Annotated in this window: 11 protein-coding genes and 1 pseudogene; 2 read left to right on the top strand and 10 right to left on the bottom strand. The window is 71.3% G+C overall.

Going from position 1 to position 15277, the window contains the following annotated elements:
• A partial coding sequence (locus ACZ4MF_RS39035) for a universal stress protein (protein ID WP_467497758.1) occupies window positions 1-558 on the top strand: 558 nt, incomplete at its 5' end.
• Between the two features lie 20 nt (window positions 559-578).
• Here the strand turns inward: ACZ4MF_RS39035 and ACZ4MF_RS39030 are convergent.
• The 5 genes and pseudogenes from ACZ4MF_RS39030 to ACZ4MF_RS39010 form a co-directional block, all read right to left on the bottom strand.
• Window positions 579-1757: a site-2 protease family protein gene (locus ACZ4MF_RS39030; RefSeq protein WP_467497756.1), complete on the bottom strand. Its 1179-nt coding sequence runs from the start codon at window positions 1755-1757 to the stop codon at window positions 579-581.
• Window positions 1758-2142: 385 nt separating this feature from the next.
• Window positions 2143-2339 (bottom strand): annotated as a pseudogene (locus ACZ4MF_RS39025) (CBS domain-containing protein); the annotation flags it as partial.
• A complete protein-coding gene (locus ACZ4MF_RS39020) occupies window positions 2336-2794 on the bottom strand; it encodes a cyclic nucleotide-binding domain-containing protein (RefSeq protein ID WP_467497754.1) in 459 nt (152 codons plus the stop codon). The gene ACZ4MF_RS39020 and the pseudogene ACZ4MF_RS39025, both read right to left, overlap by 4 nt.
• Window positions 2795-3116: 322 nt before the next feature.
• Window positions 3117-3845 (bottom strand): CBS domain-containing protein, encoded by a 729-nt coding sequence (locus tag ACZ4MF_RS39015; protein WP_467497752.1) that lies wholly within the window; start codon window positions 3843-3845, stop codon window positions 3117-3119.
• A gap of 30 nt (window positions 3846-3875) precedes the next feature.
• Window positions 3876-6563 (bottom strand): bifunctional acetate--CoA ligase family protein/GNAT family N-acetyltransferase, encoded by a 2688-nt coding sequence (locus ACZ4MF_RS39010; protein WP_467497750.1) that lies wholly within the window; start codon window positions 6561-6563, stop codon window positions 3876-3878.
• Window positions 6564-6942: 379 nt separating this feature from the next.
• On the opposite strand from ACZ4MF_RS39010, the gene ACZ4MF_RS39005 reads away from it, so the two are divergent.
• Window positions 6943-7431 carry a CBS domain-containing protein gene (locus ACZ4MF_RS39005; protein ID WP_467497748.1) on the top strand — a complete coding sequence of 163 codons (489 nt, stop codon included), beginning with the start codon at window positions 6943-6945 and terminating at the stop codon, window positions 7429-7431.
• 321 nt (window positions 7432-7752) lie between these two features.
• On the opposite strand, the gene ACZ4MF_RS39000 is transcribed toward ACZ4MF_RS39005, so the two are convergent.
• The 5 genes from ACZ4MF_RS39000 to ACZ4MF_RS38980 form a co-directional block, all read right to left on the bottom strand.
• Entirely contained in the window at window positions 7753-9234 is a 1482-nt protein-coding gene (locus ACZ4MF_RS39000; RefSeq protein ID WP_467497746.1) for a multicopper oxidase family protein, read from the bottom strand.
• Between the two features lie 83 nt (window positions 9235-9317).
• Window positions 9318-10595, bottom strand: a complete 1278-nt coding sequence (locus tag ACZ4MF_RS38995) for a vanadium-dependent haloperoxidase (protein WP_467497744.1) — start codon at window positions 10593-10595, stop codon at window positions 9318-9320.
• Window positions 10596-11099: 504 nt separating this feature from the next.
• A complete protein-coding gene (gene ftsH, locus ACZ4MF_RS38990; protein ID WP_467497742.1) occupies window positions 11100-12983 on the bottom strand; it encodes an ATP-dependent zinc metalloprotease FtsH in 1884 nt (627 codons plus the stop codon).
• A gap of 1036 nt (window positions 12984-14019) precedes the next feature.
• Entirely contained in the window at window positions 14020-14343 is a 324-nt protein-coding gene (locus ACZ4MF_RS38985) for a hypothetical protein (protein ID WP_467497741.1), read from the bottom strand.
• Window positions 14344-14754: 411 nt separating this feature from the next.
• The gene (locus ACZ4MF_RS38980; protein WP_467497739.1) at window positions 14755-15276 is read right to left on the bottom strand and encodes a hydrogenase maturation protease; all 522 of its coding nucleotides are present in this window, start codon (window positions 15274-15276) and stop codon (window positions 14755-14757) included.
• Between the last annotated feature and the right edge of the window lies 1 nt (window position 15277).

Raw genomic sequence — 15277 nt, 5'->3', positions numbered from 1 at the left:
CCCCTGTCAGCTACCTCGCCGGACTCCACTTACGCGGGGCGGTCATCTGGCTCCGCAGCCTCACATGAAGATCTCAACTCGGCACACTCCCTAGTGCTGCGCGGCAGCCACGACAACCAGGCCCGCTCGGGGGCGCGCGGTCGCATCGTCGTGGGGGTCGGTGAGAAGCCGACGGGCTCCGCCGCCGTGCGCTTCGCCACCGAAGAGGCCCTGCTGCACGGGGTGCCACTGGAGGCCGTACGGGCCTGGCGCCGGCCCGCACACGCGACCACCGGTCATCCACTGATCACTGGCGAACCTGCCCACCTGTACGAGCAGCAGGCCACGGAGGTGCTGGAAGAGGCGCTGCGCGACCTACCGGAGGGCTTGCGGGTACAACGACGCACAGTCGAGGCCCACGCCCGCGACGCCCTCGTGGCCGCCTCCCGCGAGGCCGATCTGTTGGTGGTCGGCGCACGCCGCCGCCACGGTCACATGGGGCTGCAACTCGGCCGCGTCGCCCACGGGGTACTGCACCATGCCGCATGCCCGGTGGCCGTCGTACCGGAGCCCGACTGATTCCAAGCTCAAGCCGGCCGTCACGCCTCCTTCGAAAACCCGCCGGTGCCGTGCGGCCGTCGGCACGGGGCCGGGGCGGACGGGGCCGGCCAGGTCAGGGCACGGGTGATGTCGGCGACGGTGAGGATGCCGACCAGACGGCCCTCGTCGAGGACCAACGCCCGGCGCACGGGGCTTGTCTGCAGGCGGGGGAGCAGGTCCAGGACGGGTTCGCCGGGTTCGGCCGTGACGACGTCCGCGAGGGGACGCATCACGTCGTCGACCCTCGTGCTCGTGCGGGCCTCGGGTGGGGTCGCGTCGACGCGCCGCAGAGTGAGCACACCCGTCACCGAGCCGTCCGCCGCCAGCACGGGGAACGCGGAGTGCCGGTACTGGCCGAAGGGCCCCTCCGCGAGGAAGTCGGCGAGGGTCGCCGTGGCCGGCACGGTGACAGGGTCCGCGGTCATGACCCGGCAGACCGGGACACCGGCCAGCACGCTGCGCATCTCGGCCTGACGGGCCTCGGCGGTGGCCGCGCCGATGAGGAACCAGCCGATCAGCGCGGGCCACAGGCCGGACAAGTCGTGCCTGAACAGTACGGCCGCGAATCCGGTCACCACCATGAACCAGCCCAGTGCCCGGCCCGTCGCCGAGGCACCGCGAGTGGCTCGCAGCCGGTCGCCGGTGCGGTGCCAGAGGTACGCGCGCAGGAGCCGTCCCCCGTCCAGCGGGGCAGCGGGCAGTGCGTTGAACACGGCCAGCAGGACGTTGATCGCGGCCAGCCAGACGAATGCCTCGACCACGAGCCCGGACGCATGAAGCGCGTCCAGCCCCAGGGCGACTCCGCCGAGTACGCCCCCGACCAGCAGGCTCGTGAGCGGACCCACTCCGGCGATGCGCACTTCCGCGGCCGGCGTCGGTGCCTCGGTGTGCAGACGGGCGGCACCACCGAGCATCCACAGGGTGATGCCGTCGACCTGAACACCGTTGCGGCGGGCGACCACCGCGTGCGCCAGTTCGTGCGCGAGCAGTGAACCGAGGAAGACGACCGCGGTCAACAGGGCAAGCGCCCAGTACACGACGGCGGAGTGGCCAGGGTGGGCGTCGGGAAACCGCCCGCGCGCCAGCGCGACCGTCACGAGGGCGACGATGACCAGCACACTCCAGTGCAGTCCCACCCGCACCCCGCCGATCCGGCCGAGGGACAGGGTCTCGTTCATGAATCCTCGCCTCACCCTCCGAGCGGAGCCTCGCCCGCCATGGGCGGCGCCGCCCGCGGTGTCACGCAGCAGGTTCGTGGTGCCTTCATCCTCCGGCGGCAGTTGCCCTTCGGGCAGGGGCCGATCGGCTCGCAGAGGCGACTTCCGGCCCAGAGGAGCCGCCGCCCGAGCACGGCGGAGAGGATGAGCGGCAGGGCCTGTGTCCCCGTGCCCACCGGCGCCCCACAGTCCCGCCCCGATCCCATCGCGCCATACGACGCCGCCCACGTCCTGCTCGTAGGAGACACTCACGCCGAAAGCCGGTGCCGCCCACTCCCTCGCGGTCGAGCGTCTCGAACGGCGAGGCGGCGAAGACGCCCTTGTCGGGGCGGGTGGAGAAGAACGCGGCCTCGGAGACCACCCCGATCACCCGGCCGTCGCCTCGGAGCACGGGCAGGGCACTGGCCTGCCGCTGTTCCATGCGCACGACGATGTCGTTGAACAGAGCCTCGCGGCCCACCGCGAGACCTCACGCGTCATCACGTCACTCACCCGGTGCGGGCTGCCCTGTGTGCTGTTCTCCTCACGAGGCCGGGCGGTCATGTCAGGTCACCGCTGCCGTAGGGGGCGTAGAGATCGAGCAACCGGATCCGGGAGGCGTGCAGGCGCTGGGCGACCACCCGTCCGACCCAGACCGCGATCGCTCGGCCGAATCCGGAGTCTTCGGCGCATATGGTCCGCACTGTCTCGGCATCGAACTCCCACGCCCGCACGGGGCTCATGGCCTCGGCGCCCAGGTGCCAGAAGTACGGCGGGAAGTGCCAGGACCAGCCGACCAGTTCGCCATGGCCGAGCGACTCGATGACAGCGGGACGGCGGCCGGGCACGTGCAGGTCGAGGGCGACGGTGCCGCTGCGGACGATCCAGAAGCGGTCGGCGCGCCGGCCCTCCTCGAACAGGCGGGTACCGGCATCGAAAGAGACCTCGCGGGCGAGACGCATCAGGCGGTCGCGGTGCTCGACCGACAGGGCCGCGGTCATGGTGGTGGCGGAGGTCATCACCCCTGCTCCCTTCAGGTTCTCTGTTCCCAGCGTGAGCCCGGCCGGCCCCCGCCTCCACAGGCCGCCCGGATCTGCCCAGGGCCTCGGCCCACGTCAGCAGGCAACGTCGCCCCGCACGCCGGCCCTGGAGAGGCCCTGGCCGCCTGCCACCGTCCTCTGGGCCGCCGAGTACGCGGACCGGCACGGCTGGTCCAGACGCCGGCCCGTGCTGCCCTTGTACGACGACTCCGACGTCGACCGCACCCTGTCCGCTGCATGATCATCACCCCTTCGACCCGTGTGCCCCGGGGCCGCCGCTCCACCGGCAGCGCCCGGCCTCTCACGGGTTGCGCAGCCAGTCGTCGGCCACGCCGCGCACGGCCGGTCCGGAGGACTGCGCATGCCGGTCGTCGAAGTGGTAGGTGAGGTGGTCGACCACGTCGACGACCCCGTCCAGCCGCCGGCTCATGGCGACCGCCACACCTGCATCGCTGCGGCGCTCCAGCCGGCCGGTGAGGGTGACCACACCGTCGTACACCTCGACCTGGACGGTGTCCGGGCCGAGCCACAGCGCGTCGACCAGCACCTCGCTCCGCACGGCCTGCCGGATCTCTTCGTCGGAGCGGACGAAGACCTGGAGCAGATCTCGGCGCGTGACGATGCCGACGAGCCGGTCCTCCTCGTCGACCACGGGCAGTCGCTCGATGCCGTGCAGCGTCATCAACCGGGCGGCCTCGCGGAGCGTCGCCTCCGCGCGCACCGTCACCGCGGGCGCCGACATCAGCCCTCCGGCGGTACGCGCACGCATCCTGGCGGAGTTCTTTCGGGCGCCACGCCGCAGCCGGTGCACCCACGCGCCGAGCCTGCCGCTCGGCTCAGAGGGGTGTGCCTGGCGCTGCATCAGGTCGGTCTCGGAGAGGACACCGATGACCTTGTCGTCCTCGTCGATCACCGGCAGCCCGCTGATGCGGTGCTCGTGCAGGAGACGTACGACGTCCTTGAACGGGGTGCCGTACCCGACCGTGACGACATCGTCGGTCATGACGGGGCCGATCTGCGTGGGTTTCATGGCGGACCTCCTTCGGAAGTGGTGATCCCGTCAGCGCAGCCGACGCAGATACGGGTCGTGTACCTGGCGCGGAACGAGGCGGATGCGGGCATCGAGCGTCGTGATCCCGTGCGGCCCGGCCAGCACCGGGTTGAGATCGGCGTCCGCGAGCTGGGGCAGGTCCGTGGCCATCCGTGACAGACGGTGCAGCAGCTGTTCCAGTTCGCCGAGGTCGGCGGCGGGACTGCCGGCGTACCCGAACAGCAGTGGGGAGCAGCGAGGCGAGGTCAGCAGGTCGTGGGCGTCGAGCTCGGTCAGCGGGGCCAGCCGGGCCGCGTGGTCGGCGAGCAACTCCGTCGCGGTACCGCCGAGCCCGAACACGACGAGCGGTCCGAAGACCTCGTCCCGGACGATCCCGGCGAACAGCTCGGTGCCGCGCTCGGCGAGCGGCTGGACGACCACACCGGTCATCCGGTCGCCGAACCGAGTGACCAGATCCCGGTGCGCGGCCCTGACCTGGGAGGGATTCCGCAGGTCCAGGTGCAGGGCACGCTGCTCGCTCTTGTGCAGCAGGCCCGGCCAATAGGCCTTCATCACGACCCGCCCATCGGGACCCGCGAGCCGTTCGGCCGCAACGACGGCCTCGTCCTCGTCGCGTGCCCACGCCCACGGGATCTGTGGGATGGAGTAGCAGGTGAGAAGTGCCGCGGTCGTCTGCGGATCGAGCCAGCCCCCCTCTGGGCCGCCGTCCAGGCAGGCGGCGACGATCTCCCGTGCGCGAACGGTCTCCACGTCCGGCAGTTCCGGGACCGGGCTCGGCAGCCGGGAGAGCCACTTCGCGCGGGCGGTGGCATGGGCCAGGGCACGGGCGGCGTCCTCGGCGTCCGAGTACGCGGGAATCGTGGCCGCGCCGACGGTCGGCAGCAGTTCGCGACGAGCCGCCTGAGTGGGCCGTACCGCGAGGACCGGGCGGGGGAGCCGCTCCGGGGTCTGCGTCAGCGCGTGGACGAGGTCCTCGCCGGTGGCTTCGGCGACGGCCGTCGGGACCAGCGTGACGAGGACCGCGTCGACGGCCCCATGCCTGGCCAGGAGGCCGACGCACGCATGCAGTTGCTCCTCGCCGACCACCGCGGTCACGTCCACGGGGTTGGTGGCAGTGGCGCCGTCCGGCAGCAGATCAAGAAGCTCGTTCACCAGGTCGGCGGCGAGCGTCGGGACGTCGAGCCCGGCTTCTGAGCAAGCGTCGGCTGCGAGGACGCCCACTCCGGCAGCGTTGCTCACGACGGCGACGTCGGTGCCCGTGGGCAGGGGCTGTGCATGGAACAGGGCGGCGGTGTCGAGGAGCTCACCGATGGTCCGGGTGGCGGTGATGCCGGCCTGGGTGAACAGGACCTGCCGGGTCATGGTCGGGACGGCCGCCGCCGCGGTGTGCGAGGCAGCGCCGCGCCGTCCGGCCTCGGACCTGCCCGCGTCGACCGTGAGCACCGGCATCGAGCGGGCCACCCGGCGGGCGGTGCGCGAGAAGGCGCGCGGGTTGCCGAAGGACTCCAGGTGCAGCAGCGCCAGATCGGTGCGGCCGTCGCTCTCCCACCACTGGAGCATGTCGTTGCCGCTGACGTCGTACTTGTCGCCGAGCGACACGAAACTCGAAACGCCGATGCCGAGCCGGGAGAGTCCCGCCAGCAGCGCGATGCCCACACCGCCGGACTGTACGGCGACCCCTGCGGTGCCGGGACCGGGGTGATGCGCGGCGAAGGTCGCGTCGAGACGGACGTCCGCCTCGGTGTTGGCCAGCCCCAGACAGTTCGGGCCGACGAGCCGCATACCGTGCCGCCGGCACGCCTGGACGAGGGCACCGGACTGATGCCGGTCCAGGCCCGCGGACACCACCAGCAGAGCCCTCACGCCTGACTTCCCGCACTCCTCGGCCACCTCGGGAACGGCTGCGGCCGGCACGGCGATCACGGCCAGGTCGGCCACCTGGGGCAAGTCGGCGACGGACCGGTAGGCGTGCACTCCCGCGATCGCACCGGCGTCCGGGTGTACGGCGAAGACCGGTCCGGCGTAGTGACCCGTGCACAGGTTCCGCAGGATCGCCCGCCCCACGGAGCCGGGCCTGCGACCGGCACCGATCACCACGGCGGCCCTCGGCCGCAGCAGCGGCTGCATGCTGAGGACGTCGGCGACCCGTCCCCGGGCCTCGACGGCGTCCAAGTACGTGTTGCCCTCGGCGAGTTCGACCGTGCAGTGCACCTCGGGACCGTCGAAGCGACGGGTGACGAGCAGCCCCAGATCGTGGAAGACCTTCAGCACCTCGTGGTTCTCGGACAAGGCGTCCGCGGTGAATGCCCTCACGCCCGCCGTACGCGCCGTGTCCGCCAGGTGCTCCAGCAACAGGGTGGCCACACCCCGGTGATGCCAGCCGTCGGCGACGGCCACCGCGATCTCGGCGGTGCTGCCCGGCGGCAGAACCTCGTATTCGGCCAGGCCGACCAGACGGCCCTCGTACTCGGCGGCCAGCGCGCGGTAACCGGGCCGCTCGCCCTCGGCAACGCGATCTGCGGCCTTCTGGGCGGCGGCCGGGCTGACGGAGAAGAACCGCAGCCGCAGATTCTCCGGCGACATCTCCTCGTACAGCCGCAGCACCTCTTCGCGGTCCGCCGGACCCGCCTGCCGTATCCGCACGGTGGTGCCGTCGCTCAGCAGCGCGTGCACCGGGACTTCCTGGATGCCGGTCATCGCGAGGCCTCCCTCCGTGCTTCCCTCTTCAGCGTCGGGCGCGTGCTTCCTGGACCACAGGGGCTGAGAGGGCAAGCGCCCGGGCCGAGTGGCCCCGGTGGCCGACGTCTGCCCGGGCAGGCCGCAGCGCGTTCAGCTCCGAACTCGTCGCCGGGATCCGATGGCCGAGCGCAGCTGAGGCTGGTGCGACTGGGAAGGGCTGCTGTGACGCATGTCGCCGTCCCGCTGCGTGTCACGAGGAACGCCGAGCGTTGGGCGGGTGCGGGTCCGATCGCCGTTTTCAGGGCCATGCGGCCCCGTGACAAGGCCGTCCTGAGACGCCAGTGTGCAAGAGCACGCAGCGGAGACGAGCGCCCCACGACAGCGCAGGGAGGCGACCGTGGTGGAGAACCCCGTGGTGCGGAGCCTGATGGACCCCGCGCCGTACTCGGTCAGTGAGGACGAGACGCTGACGATGGCCTGGGAGGTGCTGGAACGATCGGGGCAGCGAGCGCTGCCCGTGGTCCGGGCGGACGGTTGCTGCGCCGGTGTAGTGGACCGGGCCGAGCTTGCGGTGGCCTGTGCGGGAGCCGCGCTGCCCCGGCGAAGGGTGCGCGACCTCGTACACCCTCGCCGGACCGTGAGGCTCCACCCCGACGAGGCCCTGTCGCACGCGGCGGCCGTCATGACGGAGGAGGACGCCGATGCCCTGCCGGTCACAGACCGACGTGGACGACTCGTGGGGTTGCTCACGGCCCGGGACTACGTGGCCGCCGCCGCAGGGCTCCACCATCGCGCAGCCGCGCTCGCGGAGGGACCGGCACGGGTCACCCTGCCCGGACTCCCGCCGCGGCCCGGGGAGCGGGAACACGGGATCGTCATTCCCTAGCCGGGTGCGGGGGACCGTGGACAGTCCCCCTCCCACCCCCATCCTGCGGCAGGACGCCGCGCATTGCCTGAACATGCCGGAGGCTGTCGCATGCCGCTTGCCCCCCACGACTGGTCGTTGGCAGTTCTGGATCGACCGTGGTGGTCGGCGGACCGCTGAACCGCCAGATCCCACGCAGCCGCATGCGTCGCCCTCTCTCGGTCCCTACGTGCTCCCGCACGTGGACCGACTGCTGGCCGACCTCACGGCTGTGTCCCGCCGTGCGGGTCGTGCTGTGAACGCAGCAGGGCTGCGAGCCCGGTCGCAACTCGGGTGAGCCCGTCAGGAGCAGCGCAGAAGGATCATGAAGCCGTAGTCCATGTGCAGTTGTTGGTGGCAGTGGAACAGGGACAGTCCCGGCTGGTCGGCGGTGAAGTCGACGTCGAGCGTCTGGTAGCCGCCGAGCATGACGACGTCTTTGCGCAGGCCGTGCGTGGGGGTGCCGGCGATCTGGGTGACCTCGAACGTGTGGCGGTGCAGGTGGACAGGATGGATGTCGTCGCTGGCGTTGCGCAGCCGTAGCCGGTAGCGCCTGCCTTGCTGGACTTCCAATACCGGCTTGTTGGTGTCCGTTGAGAAGGGGACGCCGTTGAGGGGCCAGATGTTGAAGCCCTCGTCTGCGGCGTTGCGTTTCTCCACGAGCAGGTCGATCGTGTGGTCGGGTCGCTGATTCGTGGAGCCGCCTTCGGCGAAGATGCGGTAGTCCCAGGTGAATGCGGGTGGCGCGATCCACTGCGGGGAGTCGCTGCGGCCGGCGTACTCCACCACGGTGCCCATGCCGGCGTTGCGGTCGTCGTCCGATGTGTCTCCGAGCACCCAGACACCTGGGTGGTTCATCTCCACGATGGCTGAGACGCGTTCGGCGGTGCCGATCCACAGCACCGGCACAACGGCCCGGCGGGGTACCGGGTTGCCGTCGAGCGCGACGACTTCGAAGGTGTGGCCGGGCAGGGCGAGGCTGCGGATCTCGGTAGCGCTGGCGTTGAGGACGTGGAACAGCACGCGTTGCCCGGTCTTGACCTTGATCGGCGGGCCGTGGCCGAGTTTGCGGCCGTTGACGCTGAAGACGCGGTAGCCGACCTCGTATCCGAGTGGCATGCCCCGGGCCAGTGAGTCGGCCATCGCCTTCTCGCCCCTGTGCTTCAGGTCCGGCACCGGGGTGCCGGCCAGGAAGGTCTGGGCCACGTCCCCGCCGTGGCTGAGGGAGGGCTCGAACTCCTTCAGGGTCAGGAACACTTCCTGGTCGTAGGCTCCGGGGTTGGCCTTCGGCTCGATGTGGACCGGGCCGGCCTGACCGGAGTACGTGCTCCGTGCGAGGTCACCGTGTGCCGTCACATGCGTGTGATAGAAGCGGAAACCGGCCGGTCCAGGAGTGAAGGACAGGCGCCGCATGCCGTGTGCGGGGATGTACGGGGTGCCCTCCTCGGCGGCCCCGTCCACATCGGCGGGAAGGCGCTGGCCGTGCCAGTGCAACAGCTCGGGAGTACTGGTGTCGTTGTGGACGTCGACCACGACCGGGTGGCCTTCGGTGAACCGCAGCAGTGGACCGGGGAACCGGCCGTCGTACGTCGTGGTCGACACGACCGTGCCCGGGGCGAGTTCGATGGGCCCGGTTGCGATCCGCAGCGTGTAGTCCGCCTTGGCCCCGGGGACGGCCGCGCTCGTCGCCACCTGTGAGTCGCGGCCTGCAACCCCACCGGCGCCCGTTCCGGCCAGCACGAACGCGCCACCCAGCCTGAGGGCGTCGCGACGAGAGATGGGCACGGCTCTTCTCCCTTTCCCGCTTCCCGACCCGACTGATTCAGGTCGGCAGGCGTCTGGTCGTGCAGGTCGCCCGGTGCGGACGGTCAGAGGCGACCTGCCACGAAGTCGGCCACCCGCGTCCCGAGTTGCTGTCCCGTGCGGTTGTCGATGGAGGTGTGCTGGCCGGACCAGATCCGGCTCAGCCATGCCTCGGTGGCGGCGTCCTGGAAGCCTGCATAGGTTCGGGTGATGCCTTTCGACGTCACCGCGAGATGGTGCCGCGCGCCGTAGAACCCGGTGAGCGTCGTTGCCGCCGCCTGGCTGAGGGCGGCGTGAGCGCTGGGATACGACGGGTCCGGGGCGGTCGTCAGCAGAGGGGTCCAGTGGGGATCCCCGACGATGCGCGGGCTGTAGTGCGTACCGCCGAGGCGAATGGCCGTCACGGGCCGCCAGACGCGGTAGGCGTACTTGGCGTCGTACATCGCGATCGCGGTGTCGGCGAGGGACAGGTCGAGCCGGGCGAAGACCTTCACCGTGTTCTCCAGGCTCGCGTTCGTGGAGGTGACAAGGTTCTGCGCGATCTGGTTCCAGACGTTCCAGACGGGTGCAGCCGCCCAGAATCGTGCGGCGGCGGTCTGCTCGGCGGTGCGGGCGGTGCTGGTCTTGCTCCCCAGGCTCTTGACCTCGTTCAAGGCGGTGGCGTACGCGGCGCTGCTCACGGCCGGCGGCGCTGCCGGGCGGAACTGGCGTCCGCTCGTCAGCACGAAAGGCTCGACCGAGCCCCAGTCGGTGAACGCCGGTGTCGGGAAGTCGGGAGGGGTGGGCCGGTAGTCACCGGCCCTGTCGCCGGCGCGGAATGGCAGCGGCTTCGCCGAGGACCCGTCGTGGGCCCGCATGCTGATCAGCCGGCGGGCGACCGCGGCTCCCACGGTCATGCCCGCCTGCTTGTCCGGGCCGCCCGGAATCGCGGACAACTGGCTGCTCAGCAGCTGGTCCACGCCTGGGCGCTCGGCCGGGTACAGGGCGACCAGCACATCGTGGGCCGCCCGGTCGGCCGCGGCATCGGCACGAGCGCCTTGCGGCGCCCGCGCCGAGAACAGGTAGGCGGGGCCGGATCGGGTGATCGATACCACCGCGTCGTACTCGGCGGCCTGGAGGAGAGCGAAGCTGCGCGTGGGCTGGACGGTGGCCGGCTGCGCCGTCGGATCGGCGAGGATGGTGATGAGCTCGCGGTTCCATTCCACGACCGATGTCCCCGACCCCGTGGCCGTGGTGGGCGGGGCCGGCGAGTGAGCGCCGCCGGCCCCGAAGGCGGGGCTGGTGAGTCCGGCTGCCAGCGCGGTTGCGGCCAGTACGGCGAGTGCCCTCTGCTTTCCACCCATGGCTCTGTGGCTCCTTGTCGCCGGCGGCGGGCTGTGGCGACCGCGGTCGCACACGCAACCCGTGTGGGCCACGGCGGACCATCAGGTCACCGGACACCACCGAGGGAGCGGGGAGTCCGCAGCGCGTGCCGCGAAGAAGTACTCCGGACAGCCGCCCCAGAGTGGGACGGGAACGGCGAAGCCGATTTCCGTCCGGCTGGTGCTTGGCCCGGGCGGCCGTTGAAGAATCCCGGACGGACTCACCGGGATGCCGGCTCATGAGGCGACACGCGTCACCCACACCAACGTTGAGCAGGGTCGACCGGGCGCGTATGGTCCAGCAACCCGATCACCTCTTCACGTCATCAAGGCCGCTTGCCAGATCCAGACTGCCGGGACCCGAGCCACGCCGCAACTCCGCCATCGGGCTTCGCAGGCACGGCCACCTGCCTCGGTCCCGACTTCACGACGCCTTCACGACGCCACGGTCGGCAGCTGAGGATGACGACGCGTGCCGCCTGATGTTCAACGACGCGGCGTGTGAACTCCCGGCCGCGGATGCCCGGGGAGCGATGACGCGTCGACGGCGTGGTCATCGTCTCTTCCGCCGGCCGGGCGGCGTTCTTGGCGCAGGACGTCGAGGACGACGGAGCCGTCGACGGTCTCGTGGGCGACCAGTCGTCCGGCCAGGCGTTCCAGGGCGGGCAGGTGATCGCGGAGCAGCGTGATCGCGCGCTGTTCGGCCTGGCGCAGCAGGCGGGCGACCTCCTCGTCGACGATGCGCTGGGTCTGCTCCGAGTACGCCGGGCGGCCGGGCTCGTCGGTGGTTTCACCGAGGAAGTGGGGGTGGGTGGAGGCGTAGCCGATGGGGCCGAGTTCGGGGGAGAGACCGAACTCGCGGACCATGCGGGTGGCGATCTGGGTGGCTCCGGCCAGGTCGTTGGCGGCTCCTGTCGATCCCTCGCCGAAGACCACGAGTTCGGCCGCGCGCCCGCCCAGGCGCACGGCCAGCAGGTCGGTCAGGTAACTCTCGCTGTACAAGTGGCGCTCGGCTTCAGGGAGTTGTTCGGTGACGCCGAGGGTGACGCCGGCCGGCAGGATGGTGACCTTGGCCACCGGGTCGGCGTGCTCGCACAGGGCGGCGACCAGCGCGTGCCCCGACTCGTGGACAGCCACCGAGCGGCGTTCCTCGGGCAGCAGAGCGTTGGAGGACTCCCGGCGTCCGAGCAGCACGCGGTCGCGGGCGGCATCCAGGTCGTGCGGCTCGATCCGGGTGCGGTCGTCCCGTACGGCGTTGATGGCGCCCTCGTTGACGAGATTGGCGAGATCGGCGCCGGAGAACCCGGGCGTGGCACGCGCGACGGCATCCAGGTCTACATCCGGAGCCAGGAACTTGTCACGGGCGTGGACGGCGAGGATCGCAGCCCGCTCGGACTGGTTGGGCAGGGGCACGGTGACCTGTCGGTCGAAACGGCCGGGGCGCAGCAGGGCCGGGTCGAGGGCGTCGGGCCGGTTGGTGGCGGCGAGGACGACGATGCCGCTGGACTGGTCGAAGCCGTCCATCTCGGACAGCAGCTGATTGAGGGTCTGTTCGCGTTCGTCGTTGCCCCCCAGCCGTGCCCCGCCGGCGCGACGCGACCCGAGCGCGTCGATCTCGTCGATGAAGATGATCGACGGGCCACGCTTGCGGGCCTGGTCGAACAGGTCGCGCACCCGGGAGGCGCCGACCCCGACGAACATCTCCACGAACGCGGAGCCGGTCACCGACAGGAACGGCACGTCCGCCTCGCCGGCCACCGCTCGCGCGAAGAGTGTCTTGCCGGTGCCGGGCGGTCCGACCATGATCACGCCACGGGGCCCCTTGGCGCCTGCGGCGGTGTAGCGGGCGGGGTTGCGCAGGAAGTCGACGACCTCGCTGATCTCCTGCTTGACCCCGTCGTAGCCGGCGATGTCGTGGAAGCCGGTGGTGGGCCGCTCCGCCTCGATGATCTTCGCGCGGGAGCGTCCGATGGCGCTGAGCCCGCCGGTCACCGACCCTGCGGCCCGGCGTCCCATCCACACGAAGAAGCCGATCAGCAGCAGGAGCGGCAGGAACGAGAAGAGCACGGACGGCCACGCCGAGCCGCCGCCGCTGCTCTGGCCGGCCGTGATCTGCACGTGGTGCGAGGTCAGCTGCTGCTGGAGCTGGGCCCCGGTGCCCAGCGCGGTGGGGATCTGGGTGGTGAACTTCGTGCCGTCCTTCAGGGTGCCGCTGACCGCGCCTTTGTCGTTGATGTCGACCGTCTGCACCTGGCTGGCGCCGACCTTGCCGACGAAGTCGCTGTAGGACAGTGATGTCGTGTGCGGCCCGGAGCGGGCGCGCGACAGCAGCAGGACCATGACGAGCGTCATCAGGATCCACCACACCATCCACCGTCCGCCGAACGGCTGTGGTTGCCGGGACGGAGGACTGGGCGGCTCGTGCCGTGGCCCGGGCCTGGCGGGCGGCGTCAGGTGCCGGTGCGGCATCCGCACTCGTGTGATCACCGATCCCACGCCCTTCGGCCGGCATGAACCCCCGTCTGCCAGCCTCAGCCCGGTCGTTCCTGGGCGGCAGGGGCCGAATGGCCCTGATGGGGCCGCCCGGTCAGGGTCCGCCCAGCTCGCGGCGACCGTCCGCCGGTGAACAGGGGGCGACTGAGAGGTGCGCACGCCGTCTTGCTGTCACATTGACGACCCAGTTCCGGCTGGAACGTCACGCTGAGTTCGCGTACGAGGCAGACATCCGGCGACGCGCCGAGGGCCTGGGCGACCCGTGCGGCGACCGGCGCCCCTCCGCGGGGCAGCCCCAGCACCACGACGTCGGAGCCCTTGAAGTGCTTCAGCCGGGCTGTCGACTGCCGGCCGGTATCTCGGTGATCAACGAAGTACATGAGCGGCTTTCTTGCCGCGGCGGGGCACGGCGTGGCAGGGCGAGCGACGCCATGCGCTCCGCACCTCCATCCTCATTTCGGTCAGCCCGTCATTCCCGACCGCTTCCGAATTCGTCGGCGTGCGGCCCGTTCCTGCCTCCCGGGGGTGTCTCGCGCGAAAGGGCCGTTCGGGCACAGCCCGTGGGACAGGCGGATCCTGGAGTGGGAGCAGCCGCGGCACGCCAACCCGAACGTGTCCGGACGCGGCGGCATCTTGGGACGCCCTGCTGCCCGAGGGCGCGGCCCCAGACTCCATCACCGCGGTGTCGGGCACGCCGGGCGGCGACGTGGACGCCCCCGGCACGCACGGTCAGACCGTGTTCACCGCGCACGGACGCCTGTCTCTGCTGGACGCGCTGACAACGCGCCAGGGCCAAGGCCCTCTTCCTCGATGACCACCCCGGGTCACCGCTGCGCCTGTGGGCCGGCCCGGACTCCGGCCGGCTCGCCCTCATCGAACAGGAACTGCGCCGGTCGTGGTTCGGGAATGCGGATCAACGCCGGTTCTCCGGCCCGGTGCTCAGCGGCCGTACCCACAGCTCGTCGTGCTGCGGAACGGTGGTGCCGCCGCCGACCCGCACCGCATCCACCACGGCTTGGTGCAGGTCACGGCTGCCCTGTCGAGAGGGACAGGGCACCGGGCTGCCGCTCAGCGTGAACCATTGGGAGGTGCCGCTGTACTGGACCTGGACAACGGCCCGCCTGCCGTCCCACGTGGTGTGCACGGTCAGGTCCCCGGTCACGATTCCGGCCTCGTCGGTACGCACGCCCCCCTGCCCCGTGAACACGCCGGTGGTCGTCCATGATGTCTGGACCATGACGCCTTCAGCCTTCCTTCGTGAATGTGGTGGTCTCGCTCGGTTCCCGAGGTTCGCCACGGGACCCACCTCCCTGACGCTCCGAGCTTCATGGTGACCGGTCGGCCCGTGGCAGGGGGTGTGCCATCCGTACCGCTGGCAGGGGCCGACCGGCCCCCGGCGCGCACGGCGGCCCGGTCGCGGCTTCGTCGCAGAGGCGAGCGGCCGGTCCCGACGGCTTGGGGTCGTCTCCCACAAGCCTGTCGCATGTCGTGGGCCCCTCTTCCACGAGATCGGGACGGACATGCCCGCACTCCTCGCACGCCACCCGCAGACCGTCCTGCTCGACGAACCGGCCCACGGCAATGTTCCGCAGTCCGACAAGGAGGCCGCCCGCTCGTGGCGAGGCCGGACTTCGGCGGTGACCGGAACCTATACGTCGTTGCTCGTGGCGACGGTACGGGCGTATCGGTGGATCTCGTCGGCGATGCGGTCGGCGAGCGGCCCCACCCTGGCGGCGACCCGTGCGGACAGGCCCGTGCCCAGGCTGGAGTCGGCGCCCTCGACCGCGTACACGACAAGCCGGTCCGGCAGCCGGTCCAGCAGGCGGGCGAGTTCGACGGCGTCGCCGAGGCCGAGCCGGTGCGAACTGGTGGCCCCGCTCTGCTGGGGCAGCCGGTCGCCGTCGACCTCAAGGCGGTGCACACGGCCGGGACGGGCGGGCTCGGCGCGCGCGCAATCGATCACGACGGCCAGGCAGGCGTTCTCCCACAACGAGATCAGCCGTGCGGGCTCGCCGTCGCACGTCAGTAGCGCCGTCCCGGCCGGAAGGGGGTCCTGTCCGGTCCGCTCGGCCAGGACTCCCACGACCGCCCGGCCGACACCGTCGTCGTGCCGGAACTCGTTGCCGATTCCGATGACGGCGATCCGAGGAGGGCCGGGAGGGGCGTCCATG

The sequence above is a fragment of the Streptomyces sp. NPDC025793 genome (genome assembly GCF_055558375.1).
Note: the sequence above shows the minus strand (reverse complement) of the source record. Positions and strands in the feature narration are given on the sequence as shown.